At 52.1% G+C, this 15,056-nt stretch carries 15 protein-coding genes and 1 pseudogene; 8 read left to right on the forward strand and 8 right to left on the reverse strand.

Going from position 1 to position 15,056, the window contains the following annotated elements:
- Position 1: 1 nt before the first annotated feature.
- From murI to AC6CHM_RS03740, 3 genes are read right to left on the reverse strand one after another with little or no spacing between them, the layout of a single operon-like run.
- Positions 2–805: a glutamate racemase gene (murI, locus tag AC6CHM_RS03730; protein ID WP_498172033.1), complete on the reverse strand. Its 804-nt coding sequence runs from the start codon at positions 803–805 to the stop codon at positions 2–4.
- Complete coding sequence (locus tag AC6CHM_RS03735; RefSeq protein WP_115052986.1) at positions 798–1,664, reverse strand: TrmJ/YjtD family RNA methyltransferase; 867 nt, start codon at positions 1,662–1,664, stop codon at positions 798–800. The genes murI and AC6CHM_RS03735 overlap by 8 nt, the downstream gene beginning before the upstream one ends.
- Complete coding sequence (locus AC6CHM_RS03740) at positions 1,651–1,950, reverse strand: hypothetical protein (protein ID WP_307285270.1); 300 nt, start codon at positions 1,948–1,950, stop codon at positions 1,651–1,653. Before AC6CHM_RS03740 ends, AC6CHM_RS03735 begins: the two co-directional genes overlap by 14 nt.
- On the opposite strand from AC6CHM_RS03740, the gene AC6CHM_RS03745 reads away from it, so the two are divergent.
- The 3 genes and pseudogenes from AC6CHM_RS03745 to AC6CHM_RS03755 form a co-directional block, all read left to right on the forward strand.
- A complete protein-coding gene (locus AC6CHM_RS03745; RefSeq protein WP_307285273.1) occupies positions 1,949–3,163 on the forward strand; it encodes an NADP-dependent isocitrate dehydrogenase in 1,215 nt (404 codons plus the stop codon). The two genes, AC6CHM_RS03740 and AC6CHM_RS03745, sit on opposite strands and share 2 nt — an antisense overlap.
- A 154-nt stretch (positions 3,164–3,317) precedes the next feature.
- Complete coding sequence (locus tag AC6CHM_RS03750; RefSeq protein ID WP_498172035.1) at positions 3,318–4,538, forward strand: aminotransferase-like domain-containing protein; 1,221 nt, start codon at positions 3,318–3,320, stop codon at positions 4,536–4,538.
- A gap of 88 nt (positions 4,539–4,626) precedes the next feature.
- Positions 4,627–4,755: pseudogene (locus AC6CHM_RS03755) on the forward strand (N-acetyl-gamma-glutamyl-phosphate reductase); the annotation flags it as partial.
- A 1-nt stretch (position 4,756) separates the two neighbouring features.
- On the opposite strand, the gene AC6CHM_RS03760 reads toward AC6CHM_RS03755, so the two are convergent.
- The 3 genes from AC6CHM_RS03760 to recA form a co-directional block, all read right to left on the reverse strand.
- The gene (locus AC6CHM_RS03760) at positions 4,757–5,293 is read right to left on the reverse strand and encodes a hypothetical protein (RefSeq protein ID WP_498172681.1); all 537 of its coding nucleotides are present in this window, start codon (positions 5,291–5,293) and stop codon (positions 4,757–4,759) included.
- 224 nt (positions 5,294–5,517) lie between these two features.
- Positions 5,518–8,175, reverse strand: a complete 2,658-nt coding sequence (gene alaS / locus AC6CHM_RS03765) for an alanine--tRNA ligase (protein WP_498172036.1) — start codon at positions 8,173–8,175, stop codon at positions 5,518–5,520.
- A gap of 198 nt (positions 8,176–8,373) precedes the next feature.
- Positions 8,374–9,468, reverse strand: a complete 1,095-nt coding sequence (gene recA / locus AC6CHM_RS03770; protein ID WP_115052980.1) for a recombinase RecA — start codon at positions 9,466–9,468, stop codon at positions 8,374–8,376.
- Between the two features lie 319 nt (positions 9,469–9,787).
- Here recA and AC6CHM_RS03775 point away from each other — a divergent pair, with 319 nt between their 5' ends.
- Positions 9,788–10,738 carry a carbohydrate kinase family protein gene (locus tag AC6CHM_RS03775; RefSeq protein WP_498172037.1) on the forward strand — a complete coding sequence of 317 codons (951 nt, stop codon included), beginning with the start codon at positions 9,788–9,790 and terminating at the stop codon, positions 10,736–10,738.
- 10 nt (positions 10,739–10,748) lie between these two features.
- Entirely contained in the window at positions 10,749–11,672 is a 924-nt protein-coding gene (locus AC6CHM_RS03780) for a pseudouridine-5'-phosphate glycosidase (protein ID WP_498172038.1), read from the forward strand.
- On the opposite strand, the gene AC6CHM_RS03785 is transcribed toward AC6CHM_RS03780, so the two are convergent.
- Positions 11,662–12,324, reverse strand: coding sequence for a YiaD family glycine zipper/OmpA-like lipoprotein (locus AC6CHM_RS03785; RefSeq protein WP_307285291.1), 663 nt, complete (start codon positions 12,322–12,324; stop codon positions 11,662–11,664). The two genes, AC6CHM_RS03780 and AC6CHM_RS03785, sit on opposite strands and share 11 nt — an antisense overlap.
- 187 nt (positions 12,325–12,511) lie before the next feature.
- On the opposite strand from AC6CHM_RS03785, the gene AC6CHM_RS03790 reads away from it, so the two are divergent.
- Complete coding sequence (locus tag AC6CHM_RS03790) at positions 12,512–13,225, forward strand: SDR family oxidoreductase (RefSeq protein WP_498172040.1); 714 nt, start codon at positions 12,512–12,514, stop codon at positions 13,223–13,225.
- On the opposite strand, the gene AC6CHM_RS03795 is transcribed toward AC6CHM_RS03790, so the two are convergent.
- Positions 13,222–13,917 carry an ArsR/SmtB family transcription factor gene (locus AC6CHM_RS03795; RefSeq protein ID WP_498172041.1) on the reverse strand — a complete coding sequence of 232 codons (696 nt, stop codon included), beginning with the start codon at positions 13,915–13,917 and terminating at the stop codon, positions 13,222–13,224. The two genes, AC6CHM_RS03790 and AC6CHM_RS03795, sit on opposite strands and share 4 nt — an antisense overlap.
- Before the next feature lie 192 nt (positions 13,918–14,109).
- On the opposite strand from AC6CHM_RS03795, the gene AC6CHM_RS03800 reads away from it, so the two are divergent.
- Together AC6CHM_RS03800 and AC6CHM_RS03805 are read left to right on the forward strand one after the other, a co-directional pair.
- On the forward strand, positions 14,110–14,439 hold the full coding sequence (locus AC6CHM_RS03800; RefSeq protein ID WP_307285298.1) for an NIPSNAP family protein: 330 nt from the start codon (positions 14,110–14,112) through the stop codon (positions 14,437–14,439).
- Entirely contained in the window at positions 14,436–14,783 is a 348-nt protein-coding gene (locus AC6CHM_RS03805; protein ID WP_115052974.1) for an antibiotic biosynthesis monooxygenase family protein, read from the forward strand. Before AC6CHM_RS03800 ends, AC6CHM_RS03805 begins: the two co-directional genes overlap by 4 nt.
- The last annotated feature ends 273 nt before the right edge of the window (positions 14,784–15,056 follow it).

Genomic DNA, 15,056 nt, shown 5'->3' on the forward strand with positions numbered 1-15,056 from the left:
GCTAGACCGGATTTAGTCCAAAACCCTGCAACAGACGCCGCGTTGGAAAATCCGGCAAGCCTGAGGTGAACACGGCGATATCGTCACCATGTTCCGGCTCCACACCGTCGACATTGGGCTTGAGCAAGGATAATGCCCGCCTTGCTATGGCTTCAGCTGGATCAAGCCAATCCACGGGCCAGGGAGCAAGGCGGCGAAATACATTGACCAGTAGCGGATAGTGGGTGCAGGCCAGCACCACGATATCCGTACGCTTGCCGTCCTTCTCGTAGAAGCACGGCATAATTTCGTCCAGCAGTGCCGCATCATCCAGCTTATCGCCACGCATGTGCATTTCAGCCATTCGAGCGAGTGTTTGACTGCCGACAAGCCTCACGTGGCATTTTGTTGCAAAAGACTGGATGAGATCACGCGTATAGGCGCGTTTCACAGTGCCCGGCGTTGCCAGAACGCTGATCAGACCTGAAGACGTTCTTTCGGCTGCTGGTTTGATCGCGGGAACTGTGCCCACAAACGGCACTGCTGGAAATGCTTTACGCAAATCATCCAGCACGAGTGTCGATGCCGTATTGCAAGGAATGATCACTATTTCAGGATCATAGGTTTTGATGAAACCATCGAAAAGGCCGATGATACGCTGCTTCAAAGCCTCTTCTTCCCAATCGCCATAAGGAAAACCGGCATCATCGGCGATATAGACAAAGCGGCGATCTGGAATGAGCACCCTCGCCTCGCGCAGGACTGTAAGACCTCCAATACCGCTGTCAAAAGCAATAATTGGTCTGTCGCTGGCCGCATTACTCATCGCTTGATGAATCCCTGTCCAAAGTTTGCATGTCATTTTCTGGCGGCATGGACTTTTCGCGCTTGCGCCCCTCGGGTGCGCCGGAACCGCGCGGGGTCTTTGGACTGAAGTAATCCAGCGAAACAACAACGCCGCGTAGCAGTCTTAATTCTGACTCGGAAAAACCAGCTCGCGTCAGTACTCCGCGCAAATTATTGACCATAATCTCCTTACGCGCCATGGGACGGAAGTAACCGCGAGCTTGAAGCGCATCTTCAAGATGGTTGAAAAATCCTTGCAATTGCTCTTTCGGAGCAGGCTCAAGTTCCGGGCCACGAAAGGCCGTATCGGTTTCCTTTGCAAGTCCTGATTTCATCCACTCGTAAGACATGAGGAGGACTGCCTGCGCGATATTCAACGAAGAAAAAGCCGGATTGACGGGAAAGGTCACAAGTTCATCAGCGAGGCTGATTTCATCATTGTTGAGGCCGAAACGTTCGCGACCAAACAGAATTCCGGTTTTTTCTTTATTGTTGAAACGTTGCCGCAATATCTGTCCAGCTTCAACAGGACCACGCACCTGCTTGAAAGCGTCACGTTCGCGAGCCGTGGTCGCGTAGACAAAATGCAAATCCTTGATCGCCGAAGCCAGATCATCAAAAACCTTTGCATTATCGATAATATGATCGGCACGACTGGCAGCCGAACGCGCCTTCTCATTTGGGAAGGTTTCGCGCGGCTTGACCAATCTCAACTCGGCCAGTCCAAAATTTGCCATTGCACGCGCCACCATGCCGATATTTTCCGGCAATTGCGGCTCTACCAGAATAATTGCCGGGCCTTCCGCAATAAGGGTGCGCTGTCTGTCAGTTCCGGCCATTTTCAATCCTTGCTTTGATTGCGCCGTAATAGCTCGCGTTTTTTTTACACAAAACCCCAAAAATCTTATTTTGACTGCTGGAGAAGGATTTTGCGCCATTAAAAGCGTTGCGGCGACCTTTGGGCATCAAAAAACAAGCATGGCGTTGTGATGCAATCCAACTGTTTGCGCGAAACCATGTGCGAGCGTCTTTGCGTAACTGTTTTCCAATGCTATAGGGGCGCGAACCCTCAATCAAACCAAAGCCGGCATCCCAAACCCGGCAAAAAAGAGGCCCAATATTCATGGCAAAGATCAAGGTTGCAAATCCGGTTGTCGAGCTCGACGGCGATGAGATGACTCGCATCATCTGGCAATATATCAAGGAAAAGCTGATTCATCCTTACCTCGATATTGATTTGAAATATTATGATCTGGGCATGGAACACCGCGATGCAACGGATGATCAGGTAACGATCGACGCTGCAAACGCTATCAAGCAATATGGTGTGGGCGTAAAGTGCGCCACCATTACGCCTGACGAACAGCGCGTTGAAGAATTTGGCCTGAAGAAGATGTGGAAGTCGCCTAACGGCACCATCCGCAATATTCTTGGCGGCGTTATTTTCCGCGAGCCTATCATCGCCAAAAACGTTCCCCGTCTGGTTCCAGGCTGGACACAGCCAATCATCGTTGGCCGTCATGCCTTTGGTGATCAGTACCGCGCGACAGATTTCAAGTTCCCCGGCAAGGGCAAGTTGTCGATCAAGTTCGTCGGCGAAGATGGCCAGACCATTGAACACGATGTCTATGACGCACCAAGCGCTGGTGTAGCCATGGCCATGTACAATCTTGACGACTCAATTCGCGATTTTGCGCGTGCATCATTGAACTACGCATATAATCGCGGCGTTCCTTGCTATCTGTCGACCAAGAATACAATTCTCAAAGCCTATGACGGCCGCTTCAAGGACATTTTCCAGGAAGTCTTCGACACCGAGTTCAAGGAAAAGTTTGCAGAAAAGAAGATCGGCTATGAGCATCGCCTGATCGATGACATGGTTGCTTCGGCACTGAAATGGTCTGGCGGCTACGTATGGGCTTGCAAGAACTATGATGGCGACGTTCAGTCTGACATCGTTGCGCAAGGCTTTGGCTCACTTGGTCTGATGACTTCCGTTCTGATGACCCCAGATGGCCAGACAGTGGAAGCAGAAGCTGCTCACGGCACGGTTACCCGTCACTATCGCCAGCACCAGAAGGGACAGGAAACATCGACAAACTCCATCGCGTCGATTTTTGCATGGACCCGCGGTCTGGCACACCGTGCCAAACTTGACGGCAATGCCGAATTGGATCGCTTCGCAAGCACGCTTGAAAAAGTCTGTGTCGACACCGTTGAATCGGGCTTCATGACCAAGGATCTGGCGCTTTTGATCGGCCCTGATCAGCCTTGGCTCTCAACAACAGGCTTCCTCGACAAGATCAGCGAAAATCTTACAAAAGCTATGGCTGCCTGATAAAACCACTTGAATTCAAAAGCCCCGTTCACACTGTGACGGGGCTTTTTTAATAGATGCGGTCTTTTTTGCTCCAAAGCAATAAATATACGACAGCATTGTTGACATATTATCTGTTTTGCAGTCGAGTGCCTGCAAAATTGCGGAGGAAGAAATGAGCAATCGCAACGACCGATATTCAACGCGCATCGATAATATGCGTGCTTCCGAAGTTCGCGAACTGCTCAAGCTCCTGGATCAGCCCGGCATTATCTCTTTTGCCGGCGGCATACCTGATCCGGCGCTGTTTCCGAAAGATGCGATTCAGGAAGCTTACAACGCGATCCTGAGTGAAAATGCTGGCGCAGCACTGCAATATTCGGTCAGCGAGGGTTATAAGCCACTGCGTCAGTGGCTCGTTGGCCATATGGCATCGCTCGGTGTTGAATGCACGATAGACAATATCATCATTACCACGGGTTCTCAGCAGGCGCTCGATTATCTCGGCAAGCTGTTTATTTCGCCAGGCGATACGATACTTACCACCTGGCCCACCTATCTCGGAGCGCTTCAGGCATTCAATGCCTACGAGCCACGTTATGATCGTCTGACACCGGAAGGCGGCAATACGACCCCTGCAGCTTATATGCAGAGCGCAGAGAAAGCCGGCGGGCAGGTAAAACTCGCCTATCTTACCGCTGATTTTTCCAATCCGACTGGCGAAACAATCGGACGCAGCGAGCGTGCCAAGCTGATCGAGCTTGCCCATGAGCTCGATATTCCCCTCATCGAAGATGCCGCTTACCGGTCACTGCGGTTCAACGGCGAGAACGCCCCTTCCATGCTTGCTCTCGATATTGAGCGCGAGGGAGACATTGACAAGACGCGGGTTATTTACTCCGGCAGTTTTTCAAAAACCCTGACGCCCGGCCTTCGAGTGGGCTGGGTTTGTACGGCAAAGCCCATCATCTCCAAGCTGGTCCTGATAAAACAGGCTGCCGATTTGCACAGCCCGACAATCAACCAGATGGTTATTCACCATGTGGCTGAGCGGCATTTCGACCAACAGGTCAGCAAGGCCTGCGATAGCTACAGGCTGCGCCGCGATCAAATGTTGCAAGCCTTACAAAATTACATGCCAGAGGGTGTTACCTGGACAAAACCAGAAGGCGGAATGTTTGTGTGGATGACGCTACCCGAACATATGGACGGTGCGGATCTGCTGGCAAAATCGATAAAAGAAATCCAGGTGGCTTTCGTGCCCGGATCCGCATTCTTTGCCGATGGCAGCGGCAAGAACACAATCAGACTGAACTACTCCCTGCCAAATGCCGAAGCCATTGATACGGGTATGGCCCGCTTGGGAACGCTTATCAAAAACCAATTGGCTGTTTGATAAGCGCCATTTTAATGAGCTCACACAATGTTGCCGGACATAGACAGTTCCCGGCGGCATTGGTTCAAAGATGATTCACAAATCAGTGCACAAGCGCGTTCCCGAATTGCAGCTGCATGGTCGCCTTGACCGCAAACCGATTTTCAGCGCCAGCGTTGACCTTGTCCAAGGCATGATTGTGCAAATGCAGGTCTATACGAGCGATCTTAATGGTAATGCTATTGATCGCCCTCCTGCCCGGCCACAACCTGTTCTGCTGAAGAGCTTACAGATGGCGCGGCAGGTGGACCGAGTTTACTCTTGAGTTTCAGAGCATCGCGAAAGGCCAGTGGGTTCACCTTGCCAACCACCTTACCCGACTTGCCAACGAGCTCAAAGGCAAACCCATTGGACGACGCCTCCAGGAACTCTGCTTCGGTCAAGATCACAATGCCATTCGAAAAGACCATGCACGGCGCCTGAAAACATGGCTGCCTCTCGAAAGTGCCTTTGGTGAATTCAAGCCGTTTTCCAAAACTCCAGGCTTCCTCGAAATTAACCCTGTCAAAAGCCGCATAGACAGTTTTGAAGCCGTAACCGGCCGTCGTCGAATAGAATGGTTGAACTTGCAAGAAAGAGAATACTGCATAGTAAGCCGTGGCAATCGAACCATATGCCGTCTTGTCGTTCATATGAACATCGTTCACAATACTTGGTGGAGTTAAACAAGAACTCAGAGAAATCGAAATAAACAATAAACCAAGTATTCTCTTCACGGAATTCCCTAAATATTTAAAAGAAAATACAAATTTTGCGTGTGACCGTAAAATATACAATTCAATAAGATCAATAAGAAATATAAATTATTTCAATGCACTTACAGAGTTTAAATAAAAACTCAAAACACGCAATAAACAATAAGTCTAATGACCAATATATGCCCAATAACAATTAAAAAGTGTACTCCTACCCGACTTACGCTTGGGTAGGAGTACGAAAATTAATTCAGCAAAGCTTGACGAACCGCAGAGACTGCCTCTTCCGCCTTTGCCCCATCGGGACCGCCGGCCTGCGCCATGTCCGGGCGACCGCCCCCGCCAGCACCGCCCAGCGCCGCAGATGCAATGCGGACGAGTTCGACAGCGCTGTACTTCCCGAGCAGATCGTCGGTAACGCCAACCACAGCACTTGCCTTTCCATCGTCCGACACGCCAACAAAAGCGACAATGCCAGAGCCAACTGTTTTCTTGGCATCGTCTGCCAATGGCTTGAGGTCGCGTGGATTGACACCGGAAACAACTTTACCAAGGAAGCCCACGCCATTGATGGTTTCAGACTTGGCACCGCCAGATGCTGCGCCTCCCAAAGCGAGCTGTTTGCGCGCTTCGGTAAGTTCGCGTTCAAGCTTGCGCCGTTCGTCGATGAGTGCCGTTACACGAGACAATGCGTCTGCGGGCGATGATTTGAGTGCGCCCGCAATTGCCTTTACCCGGTCATCCTGCTCTTCGAGATAACGGCGGGCAGCTTCGCCCGTCAACGCTTCCATGCGACGAACACCAGCTGCCACCGCGCTTTCAGAAACAACGCGAATAAGACCAATATCGCCCGTTGCGCGCACATGCGTGCCGCCGCAAAGCTCTGTGGAATAACTTTTTCCGGCCTTTTCTCCGTGAAGCGCAGTGCCCATCGAAACGACACGCACCTCGTCTCCGTATTTTTCTCCGAACAATGCCATTGCGCCTTCGGCAATTGCATCATCAACCGCCATCAGCCGCGTTGAAACGGGCGCGTTCTGCAAAACAATTTCATTGGCAAGATCTTCAATCGCCGCAAGTTCCTTGTCGGAAATCGGCTTGGGATGTGAGAAGTCGAAACGCAGGCGATCAGGCGCAACAAGCGATCCCTTCTGCGCCACATGGGTTCCTAATGTTTCGCGCAAAGCCTCATGCAATAAATGCGTTGCCGAGTGGTTGGAGCGAATGCGGTTGCGACGAGCGCTATCCACGACAAGCTCAACCGCCGCATCCACTTTTACTGTGCCCTTGGTGACTGTGCCAATATGAACGAACACGCCATCATTTTTCTTCTGCGTATCGCTGATGGTGATGCTGAAGCCTTCACCGGTAATTACGCCCGTATCGCCCTGCTGACCACCGGACTCGCCATAAAATGGTGTTTGATTGACCACAACAGATACGGATTGCCCTTCGCTGGCACTATCGACCGTTTTGCCGTTTTGAACCAATGCGGTGACAACGCCTTCGGCTTTCTCCGTCTCATAGCCGAGAAATTCCGTCGAGCCCACCTTGTCTCGAACCGAGAACCACACAGTTTCGGTCGCAGCGTCACCGGAACCTGACCAATGCGCGCGCGCTTCAGCCTTCTGCCGCTCCATGGCAGCGGAGAACCCATCGGTATCGACGTTGATGCCGCGCTGACGCAAAGCATCCTGCGTCAAATCAAGCGGAAAGCCAAAAGTGTCATATAGCTTGAATGCGGTTTCGCCATCCAGGCTGTCGCCCTCACCCAAAGATTCCGTTGCATCGCCCAAAAGTCCAAGACCACGCTCCAATGTCTTGCGGAAGCGTGTTTCCTCTAATTTGAGCGTTTCCGAGATCAACGACTCTGCGCGAACAAGCTCTGGATAGGCCTGTCCCATTTCCCGCACCAAAGCCGGAAGCAAACGCCACATCAGCGGATCGCGGGCACCGAGCAATTGCGCATGGCGCATGGCGCGACGCATTATGCGACGAAGTACATAACCACGGCCTTCGTTAGATGGCAGCACGCCATCGGCAATAAGGAAGCTTGCCGAGCGCAGATGATCAGCGATCACACGATGACTGGCGCGAAACTTACCTTCGGCTTTTACGCCGGTTGCATCTTCCGATGCCCGGATCAGCGCACGAAACAGATCAATATCATAATTGTCATGCTCGTTCTGAAGCACGGCAGCAAGGCGTTCAAGCCCCATTCCGGTATCAATAGAGGGACGTGGCAGCTCTATCCGCTCTTCCTTGGTCAATTGTTCGAACTGCATGAAGACCAGATTCCAGATCTCGATAAAGCGATCTCCGTCCTCATTTGCGCTACCGGGAGGACCGCCCCAAATATCCTCGCCATGATCGTAGAATATTTCAGAGCAAGGCCCACAAGGTCCGGTATCGCCCATGGCCCAGAAATTATCACTGGTTGCAATGCGAATGATCCGGTCATCCGAAAGGCCTGCGATTTTTTTCCAGTATTCCGCAGCAGCGTCGTCCGTATGATAGACGGTCACAAGCAATTTGTCCTTGTCCAGGCCAAACTCCTTGGTGATCAAATTCCAGGCGAGAGAAATCGCTTCTTCCTTGAAGTAATCGCCAAAGGAAAAATTGCCCAGCATTTCGAAGAAGGTATGATGACGGGCAGTATAGCCGACATTGTCAAGATCATTATGCTTGCCGCCTGCTCGCACGCATTTTTGCGAAGTCGTCGCGCGGTTATAGGGGCGCTGCTCAACACCTGTGAAAACATTCTTGAACTGGACCATTCCGGCATTGGTAAACATCAGCGTCGGATCATTGCGGGGCACAAGCGGGCTCGACGCGACAATCTCATGGCCGTTCTTCTTAAAATAGTTCAGAAATGTCGACCGTATCTCGTTGACGCCACTCATAATTCTCAGCCTCTGATCCTGTATATCCAATGCGGATTCACTACTTCCCCAAAATGAAGGGATAGAACGAAACGCTTGTAGCGATGCGTTCTGCCGCTGTCCAGAAAATCCCTCTTCCCGCGGCAATGGATTACAAAAAACCCGCAACCGTGAAGGTGTGCGGGTTATTGCAACTATCAACTAACGCTGTTTATCGGCTTAGCCTTCAGCAGCATCCAAATTGTCATCATCCTCAATATCATTCGGACCCTTGTCCAGCATCTGCTCGGAGATCAATCCTGCATTCTGGCGGATTGCAAGTTCGATCTCATTGGCCAGATCGGGATTTTCCTTCAAGAACAATTTGGCATTGTCTCGGCCCTGACCAAGGCGCTGCGAATTATAGGAGAACCAGGATCCAGACTTTTCGACCAGGCCAGCCTTGACACCAAGATCAACAAGTTCACCCGTCTTCGAAACACCTTCACCATACATGATATCGAATTCAACCTGCTTGAAGGGCGGAGCAAGCTTGTTCTTGACCACTTTTACACGAGTCTGATTGCCCACGACTTCATCACGCTCTTTTAGCGAACCGATGCGCCGAATATCAAGGCGAACCGAAGCGTAGAATTTAAGCGCATTGCCGCCAGTCGTTGTTTCGGGCGAGCCAAACATCACGCCGATCTTCATGCGGATCTGGTTGATGAAAATGACCATGCAGTTGGAACGCGAAATCGAAGCTGTCAGCTTGCGCAGTGCCTGACTCATCAACCGAGCCTGCAAGCCTGGCAGGCTATCGCCCATTTCGCCTTCAATTTCGGCACGTGGTGTCAGTGCAGCAACAGAGTCGATAACCAAAACATCGATTGCGCCAGAACGAACCAGTGTATCGGTGATTTCAAGCGCCTGCTCCCCCGTATCGGGCTGGGAGATCAGCAAATTCTCCAGATCAACGCCGAGCTTGCGTGCATAGACTGGATCAAGCGCGTGTTCCGCATCGACAAAAGCGCAAATCCCGCCCTTCTTCTGCGCTTCTGCAATTGTATGCAGTGCGAGCGTCGTCTTACCAGAACTTTCCGGTCCATAAATTTCTACAATACGTCCCTTGGGAAGACCGCCAACACCGAGCGCAATGTCGAGCGACAATGAACCGGTAGGCACAGTTTCAATCTCAACGACCTGCTCGTTGCGCCCCAGCCGCATAATCGACCCCTTACCAAAGGATCTTTCAATCTGCGACAATGCCGCATCAAGCGCTTTAGTTTTATCCACCGAATTACCCTCAACCAACCGCAAAGAATTCTGAGCCATGTTACACTACCCCTGTGATATGCATGAAGTCCGGATGTTCCTGTTTGTGAACTTATTTGTATCTGTTTTGTTCTTATTTTGCAATAGCGCTATGTGGCTGAAATTAATATAGAAATCAATTTTGTTCTGATAATGTTCTTGTCATGACTGCCACTGCCGTCCACATTTTGTTTTGACCTGTTTTACCAAGCACCGGGGTTAAGATCGCTCGATGTGGTCGAATCGCTCTCATTGTTGCGTCGGGCGATTCTGCGGTCTAGAGAAAGAGGAACGCGATCAACGTCGCAACCTTCAGTTTTATCCAGGCAAGTTTTCAACCATGGCCACATATATTAAACCGCTGCTCTTTGCTGTCGGCGGTGCTCATCTCGACCGGCGGGGCCAAAGCACAGTACCTTTTGTTCCTGGAGCCTCCAATCCCGGAATTATGCGCGAAGAAGCCGGCGGCGGTGTTTTCAACGCCCTCAGGCTAGCGGTGCAGCGCGGCATTTCAGCTGATATTCTTTCGGTGCGGGGTGCGGATCCTGCCGGAGATGCGGTGGCATTGGCAATGGAATTGGCAGGCATAAAGGACAGTTCTGCCGTGTTTATGGATCGGCCCACGCCAAGCTATACGGCTATCCTCGATGAAAACGGCGACGTGGTTGCTGCGATCGCCGATATGGCGCTTTACGAACTTGCGCTGCCAAAGCAATTGCGCCGGCGCAAGGTGCGCGATGCCATCTCATCCGCCAATGCGATATTCTGCGATGCCAACCTGCCGCCGGAAGGGTTAAAGCGCCTTGCCGAGCTGTCCGGCAGTCTGCCAATCTTCGCCTTGGCGATTTCCCCTGCAAAGTCTATCCGCTTGCGCCCTGTCTTTTCCGAGCTTGCTTGCCTTTTCATGAACCGGCGCGAGGCTTTGGCCCTTTCGGACCTGGAGCAAGATGCCTCACTTACTCAAATTCATGCCGCTTTACGCGATCAGGGGCTTCGTAGCGCAATTATAACCAATGGAGGTAACGCCGCGCTCGCCTTTAACAGCGATGACGTCTTTACGATCCAGCCGCCGGAGGTTCCCGGTATTGCAGATGTAACGGGCGCCGGTGATGCAGTAGCAGGAGGCACCATTGCTGCACTCATGCGCGGCGAGCCATTTGAGCAGGCGTGCCGCGAAGGAATGGCCGCATCCTTGCTGACGCTACAGGTTCACTCAGCCAGCCCCAAATTTTCACAACACGAATTCGACCAAGCGCTTGCGTGCATCCCCGCCGCAAATCCGCTCGCATAAGGAAGCGATAATGACAATGAACCTGAACCAATACACGGACATCTCCAGTGATGTGGAAAACGCTCTCGCGGCAGGAAAGCCTGTAGTTGCCCTTGAAAGCACAATAATTACGCATGGTATGCCCTATCCAGACAATAGCCGCATGGCAGCCGATGTGGAGGCCATCATCACGCAGGAAGGTGCTGTTCCCGCTACAATCGCTATCGTCGATGGGAGATTGAAAATTGGTCTTTCCATTGAAGAGCGCGAAGCACTTGCGCAAGTGAAGGGAGCGATGAAACTCTCCCGAGCCGATTTGGCATTTGCGCTGTCCGAAGGCCGCACCGGGGGAACAACCGTTGCAGCTACAATGCTCGCCGCTCATCTTGCTGGTATCAAGGTTTTTGCCACCGGAGGTATCGGGGGTGTCCACAAGGGTGCAGAAACCAGCTTTGACATATCTGCGGATCTGGAAGAGCTTGGCCGCACGCCCGTTATCGTCGTGTCGGCAGGCGCGAAGGCAATTCTGGACATTGAGAAAACGCTCGAAGTGCTTGAAACAAAAGGCGTGCCGGTAGTCGTCTATGGTTCAGATACAATGCCGGCATTCTGGTCGCGGCAATCTCCGCTCAAAGCGCCTCTGCGCCTTGATACTGCCGAAAACATTGCTGATTTTCAAAAAGCACGTGAAGCCATTGGCGTTGTCGGCGGCATGTTGATTGCCAATCCCATTCCTCAGGCAAGCGAAATTCCTGCAGAAATCATGGCCGGCTACATAAGCGAAGCACTTTCCCGCGCAACAAGAAATGGCATTACCGGTAAAGCCGTAACGCCATTCCTGTTGTCGGAAATACTGACGATAACCAAGGGCGAGAGTCTTGTGGCAAACATCGCCCTTGTAGAAAATAATGCTCGTCTCGCCGCAAAAATCGCGGTGGCGCTCTCTACTCGGTAAGCGGCGAAATCTGAATCTCGACGCGGCGGTTTTGCGCGCGGCCGGACTCGCTGGCATTGCTGGCGACCGGCTCTGTCGGGCCATAGCCACGAACGTCGAAACGGCGATTGTCGATGCCCTGCTGCGTCAGATAATTGGCAACAGAAAGCGCGCGGCGCTCCGAGAGCAACTGATTGTGTTCCATACTGCCGGTTGAGTCCGTGTGACCCGCAACGTCGACAATGGTCCGGTCAAACTTGCGCAAGACAACGGCAACCGACGCCAATGTTGAGAAAAACTCGGGTTTTACCTGGTCGCGATCAATATTGAAGGTGATGGCGGACGGCATATTGAGAATGATGCGATCGCCATTCCGGGTAACGGATACGCCGGTACCTTGCAGCTGCGCGCGCAACTCCGATTCCTGTCGATCCATGTAATTGCCGATAGCACCTCCACCGAGAGCACCAAGACCAGCACCGATCAGCACGGCATTGCGCTGCGCCCGTCCACTGCCACCAACTGCCAGACCGGCAAGAGCACCAGCCGCCGTACCAATCAAAGCACCGCCCGCGGTGTTCGACATTTTCTGCTCGCCCGTATAGGGGTCAGTCGTTGTACAGCCTGCCAGAAACGTCGCCGCAAGACAGGCGATGGCAAATTTCTTAATCATGGAATCAGTCCCCGTTGAATATGGCAGCGAATATACAATTGATTTAGGCGAAAAAACGCCAACGAATTCCCTTGGCCTGTCCTGTCAATCGTTCAATATATTTGAGCGAAGTATGGCCTGAAATTCATTTGCTTCAATGGCATTGATCGAACATGCTCTGCCAGTTCAATAAATCAAGGCAGATACGATGACCGATAAAACACAAGCTCCCGTCGCAATCATAACTGGCGGAGGGCGCGGCATGGGCGCCGCCATAGCTCGGGAATTGCACGATCGCGGCTACAGGCTTGGCTTGATGTCGCCATCGGGCAGCGCTGTTGAACTGGCTGCCGAGCTTGGGGGCATCGGTATCAAGGGTTCGGCTGGCGAGGCGAGCGATCTGGAGCAACTCGTGAATAAAACCGTCGAGGCCTATGGACGTGTGGATGCGGTCGTCAACCACACCGGCCATCCGCCGAAGGGCGATTTGATCGACATAACCGATGAAAAGTGGGCCGCTGGCAATGATCTGATGGTTCTGAGCGTTGTTCGCATGGCGCGGCTTGTAACGCCTTATATGCTCAAGCAAGGCAAAGGTGCCTGGGTGAATATTACCACCTTTGCAGCATTTGAACCAAGCTTGGTATTCCCTGTGTCCTGCGCGTATCGGGCTGCTGTCGGCGCATATACCAAGCTTTATGCTGATCGTTATGGCGCAAATAACATCCGTATGAATGCGCTTTTACCCGGCTTTATCGATAGTTTAGATCACAAGCCCGGCACCGGAGACAATGTGCCGATGAAACGGGTCGGCACAATGAATGAAATCGCAAAAACCGCAGCTTTCCTGCTTTCAGACGATGCAGGTTATATCACCGGCCAAAACATTCGCGTCGATGGCGGTATCACAAGGCATGTCTAGGCGAGGTTAACGCCAAAGGTCGCGCGTAGCTGTCGCTGCCCATTGGGGGTTATCGAGACAGCACGCGTGCCTTCTATGCGCCTGATCCAACCTTGATCGAAACAGTGGCTGCATAAAGCGGCACCAATAGCGCCTGCGAGATGGGGCCTGCGCTCGCTCCAATCCAGGCATGGCCTGCAAAGAATACGGCTGCTCTTTGCCGTAATCGTTTCAACATTTATTCCCGCGCTTTCAAACAGCTTGATTCCGCTCAATGTCACCTCGCCTGCATCGATTCCAAGATCAATATGACCGGCATCGATCAACGTATCTGCAATGGACACGCCAAGATGTCCCGCCAGGTGGTCGTAGCATGTGCGCCCTGCCCGCAATGCTGCATCACGAGGCCCGGTTCTGACCGACTTGCCGCATGCGGCAGGTGCGGCCAGTCGCATGATGCTTTCAATCATCTGCGCCACTGCCGGGGAAGCAAGGCGATGATAGCGGTGACGGCCCTGTTTTTCGACCTGTAACAGGCCCGCTTCCGTCATGCGCATCAAATGACTGCTTGCAGTCTGCGCTGTAATCCCGGCCAACTGCGCTAATTCAGATGCGGTCAACGCACGCCCGTCCATAAGGCCGGTAAGCATGCTGGCGCGCCCCGGATCTCCGGCAAGGGCTGCTATTTCTGCAAATCGTGCATTGTTGGGCATGGTGCGGTTCCGTGTTGTCACTTGTGAGACATTGAGCGAAGCAAGGCCATGTTGCTTCGGAAATGGTCGAACTATCAAGACGCATCGCAAAGTCTCCTGACAGGTTCAAAAGGCTGCAACACTTCGATCATCCTCGAAGCATCAATAGTTCTGCTCACTCATAGTGAAGACAGTCACAAAGGAGCAACGAAAATGCCTATCACCTGTTTCATCCAATATGAGATAGACCCGTTTCAGAAAGATGCATTTGAGGAATATGCCCGCAATTGGAATGAAGCGATTCCTCGCTGCGGAGCCGACCTGATCGGCTATTACGCACCACATGAAGGGTCATCTACGCTGGCCTATGGGGTATATAATATTGAAAATCTCGCCGCATATGAAGAATATCGTTCCCGGCTTATGGCCGATCCGGTTGGGCGAGCAAATTATGAATTCGCAAGGGAAAAACGCTTTATTCGCCGCGAGGATCGAACCTTTCTGCGTCTTGTGACCGGTACGAATGGAGGATTAGTCAAATGATAGCGGTGATTTTCGAAGTCGAGCCAGCAGAGGGACGCGGCAAAGACTATTTTGAGCGGGCCGCAAATCTGCGGCCAATACTCGAAACAATGGATGGATTTATTTCCGTGGAACGGTTTCGCAGCCTATCGGATGAAAACCGCTATCTGTCACTGTCATTCTGGCGCGACGAGGAGTCAGTTGCGGCTTGGCGCAACACCGAAGAACATCGAATGGCCCAAAGTGATGGCAGAGCCGGAATCTTTGCTGATTATCGGCTGAGGATCGCGTCCGTTATGCGCGACTATGGATTGCGTGCCCGTGATGAGGCTCCGCTTGATGCGAGAGTATATCATCACGCCTGAACGCTGGATCCGTGATTGCGTTGTGCGCAAGCGGGTCCAGGACCACGCATATAATGGCGCTCTGGCCGATAGCTTGGAACAACAAATTCACGGACGATACGAAGCGTATCGCGCAGCTGGAAAATCATGGTCATTGTCGTGTGCCTTGGTTCATGCTCATGCTTGCCGGACAAAGCCGGATAGCGATCAATTAGCTAAAACTTAACTTAAAAAGATGAACGGCTCCTGAACGCATTTGGTTAAAATCATCTGAATTCATGAAAAATTAGCTTT

This window comes from Phyllobacterium sp. GQ127 (genome assembly GCF_059758635.1).

Coding starts and splice junctions, on each gene's coding strand:
- murI (WP_498172033.1), bottom strand. CDS start 805: ATGAGTAATGCGGCCAGCGACAGACCAATTATTGCTTTTGACAGCGGT.
- AC6CHM_RS03735 (WP_115052986.1), bottom strand. CDS start 1,664: ATGGCCGGAACTGACAGACAGCGCACCCTTATTGCGGAAGGCCCGGCA.
- AC6CHM_RS03745 (WP_307285273.1), top strand. CDS start 1,949: ATGGCAAAGATCAAGGTTGCAAATCCGGTTGTCGAGCTCGACGGCGAT.
- AC6CHM_RS03740 (WP_307285270.1), bottom strand. CDS start 1,950: ATGAATATTGGGCCTCTTTTTTGCCGGGTTTGGGATGCCGGCTTTGGT.
- AC6CHM_RS03750 (WP_498172035.1), top strand. CDS start 3,318: ATGAGCAATCGCAACGACCGATATTCAACGCGCATCGATAATATGCGT.
- alaS (WP_498172036.1), bottom strand. CDS start 8,175: ATGAGTGGCGTCAACGAGATACGGTCGACATTTCTGAACTATTTTAAG.
- recA (WP_115052980.1), bottom strand. CDS start 9,468: ATGGCTCAGAATTCTTTGCGGTTGGTTGAGGGTAATTCGGTGGATAAA.
- AC6CHM_RS03775 (WP_498172037.1), top strand. CDS start 9,788: ATGGCCACATATATTAAACCGCTGCTCTTTGCTGTCGGCGGTGCTCAT.
- AC6CHM_RS03780 (WP_498172038.1), top strand. CDS start 10,749: ATGACAATGAACCTGAACCAATACACGGACATCTCCAGTGATGTGGAA.
- AC6CHM_RS03785 (WP_307285291.1), bottom strand. CDS start 12,324: ATGATTAAGAAATTTGCCATCGCCTGTCTTGCGGCGACGTTTCTGGCA.
- AC6CHM_RS03790 (WP_498172040.1), top strand. CDS start 12,512: ATGACCGATAAAACACAAGCTCCCGTCGCAATCATAACTGGCGGAGGG.
- AC6CHM_RS03795 (WP_498172041.1), bottom strand. CDS start 13,917: ATGCCCAACAATGCACGATTTGCAGAAATAGCAGCCCTTGCCGGAGAT.
- AC6CHM_RS03800 (WP_307285298.1), top strand. CDS start 14,110: ATGCCTATCACCTGTTTCATCCAATATGAGATAGACCCGTTTCAGAAA.
- AC6CHM_RS03805 (WP_115052974.1), top strand. CDS start 14,436: ATGATAGCGGTGATTTTCGAAGTCGAGCCAGCAGAGGGACGCGGCAAA.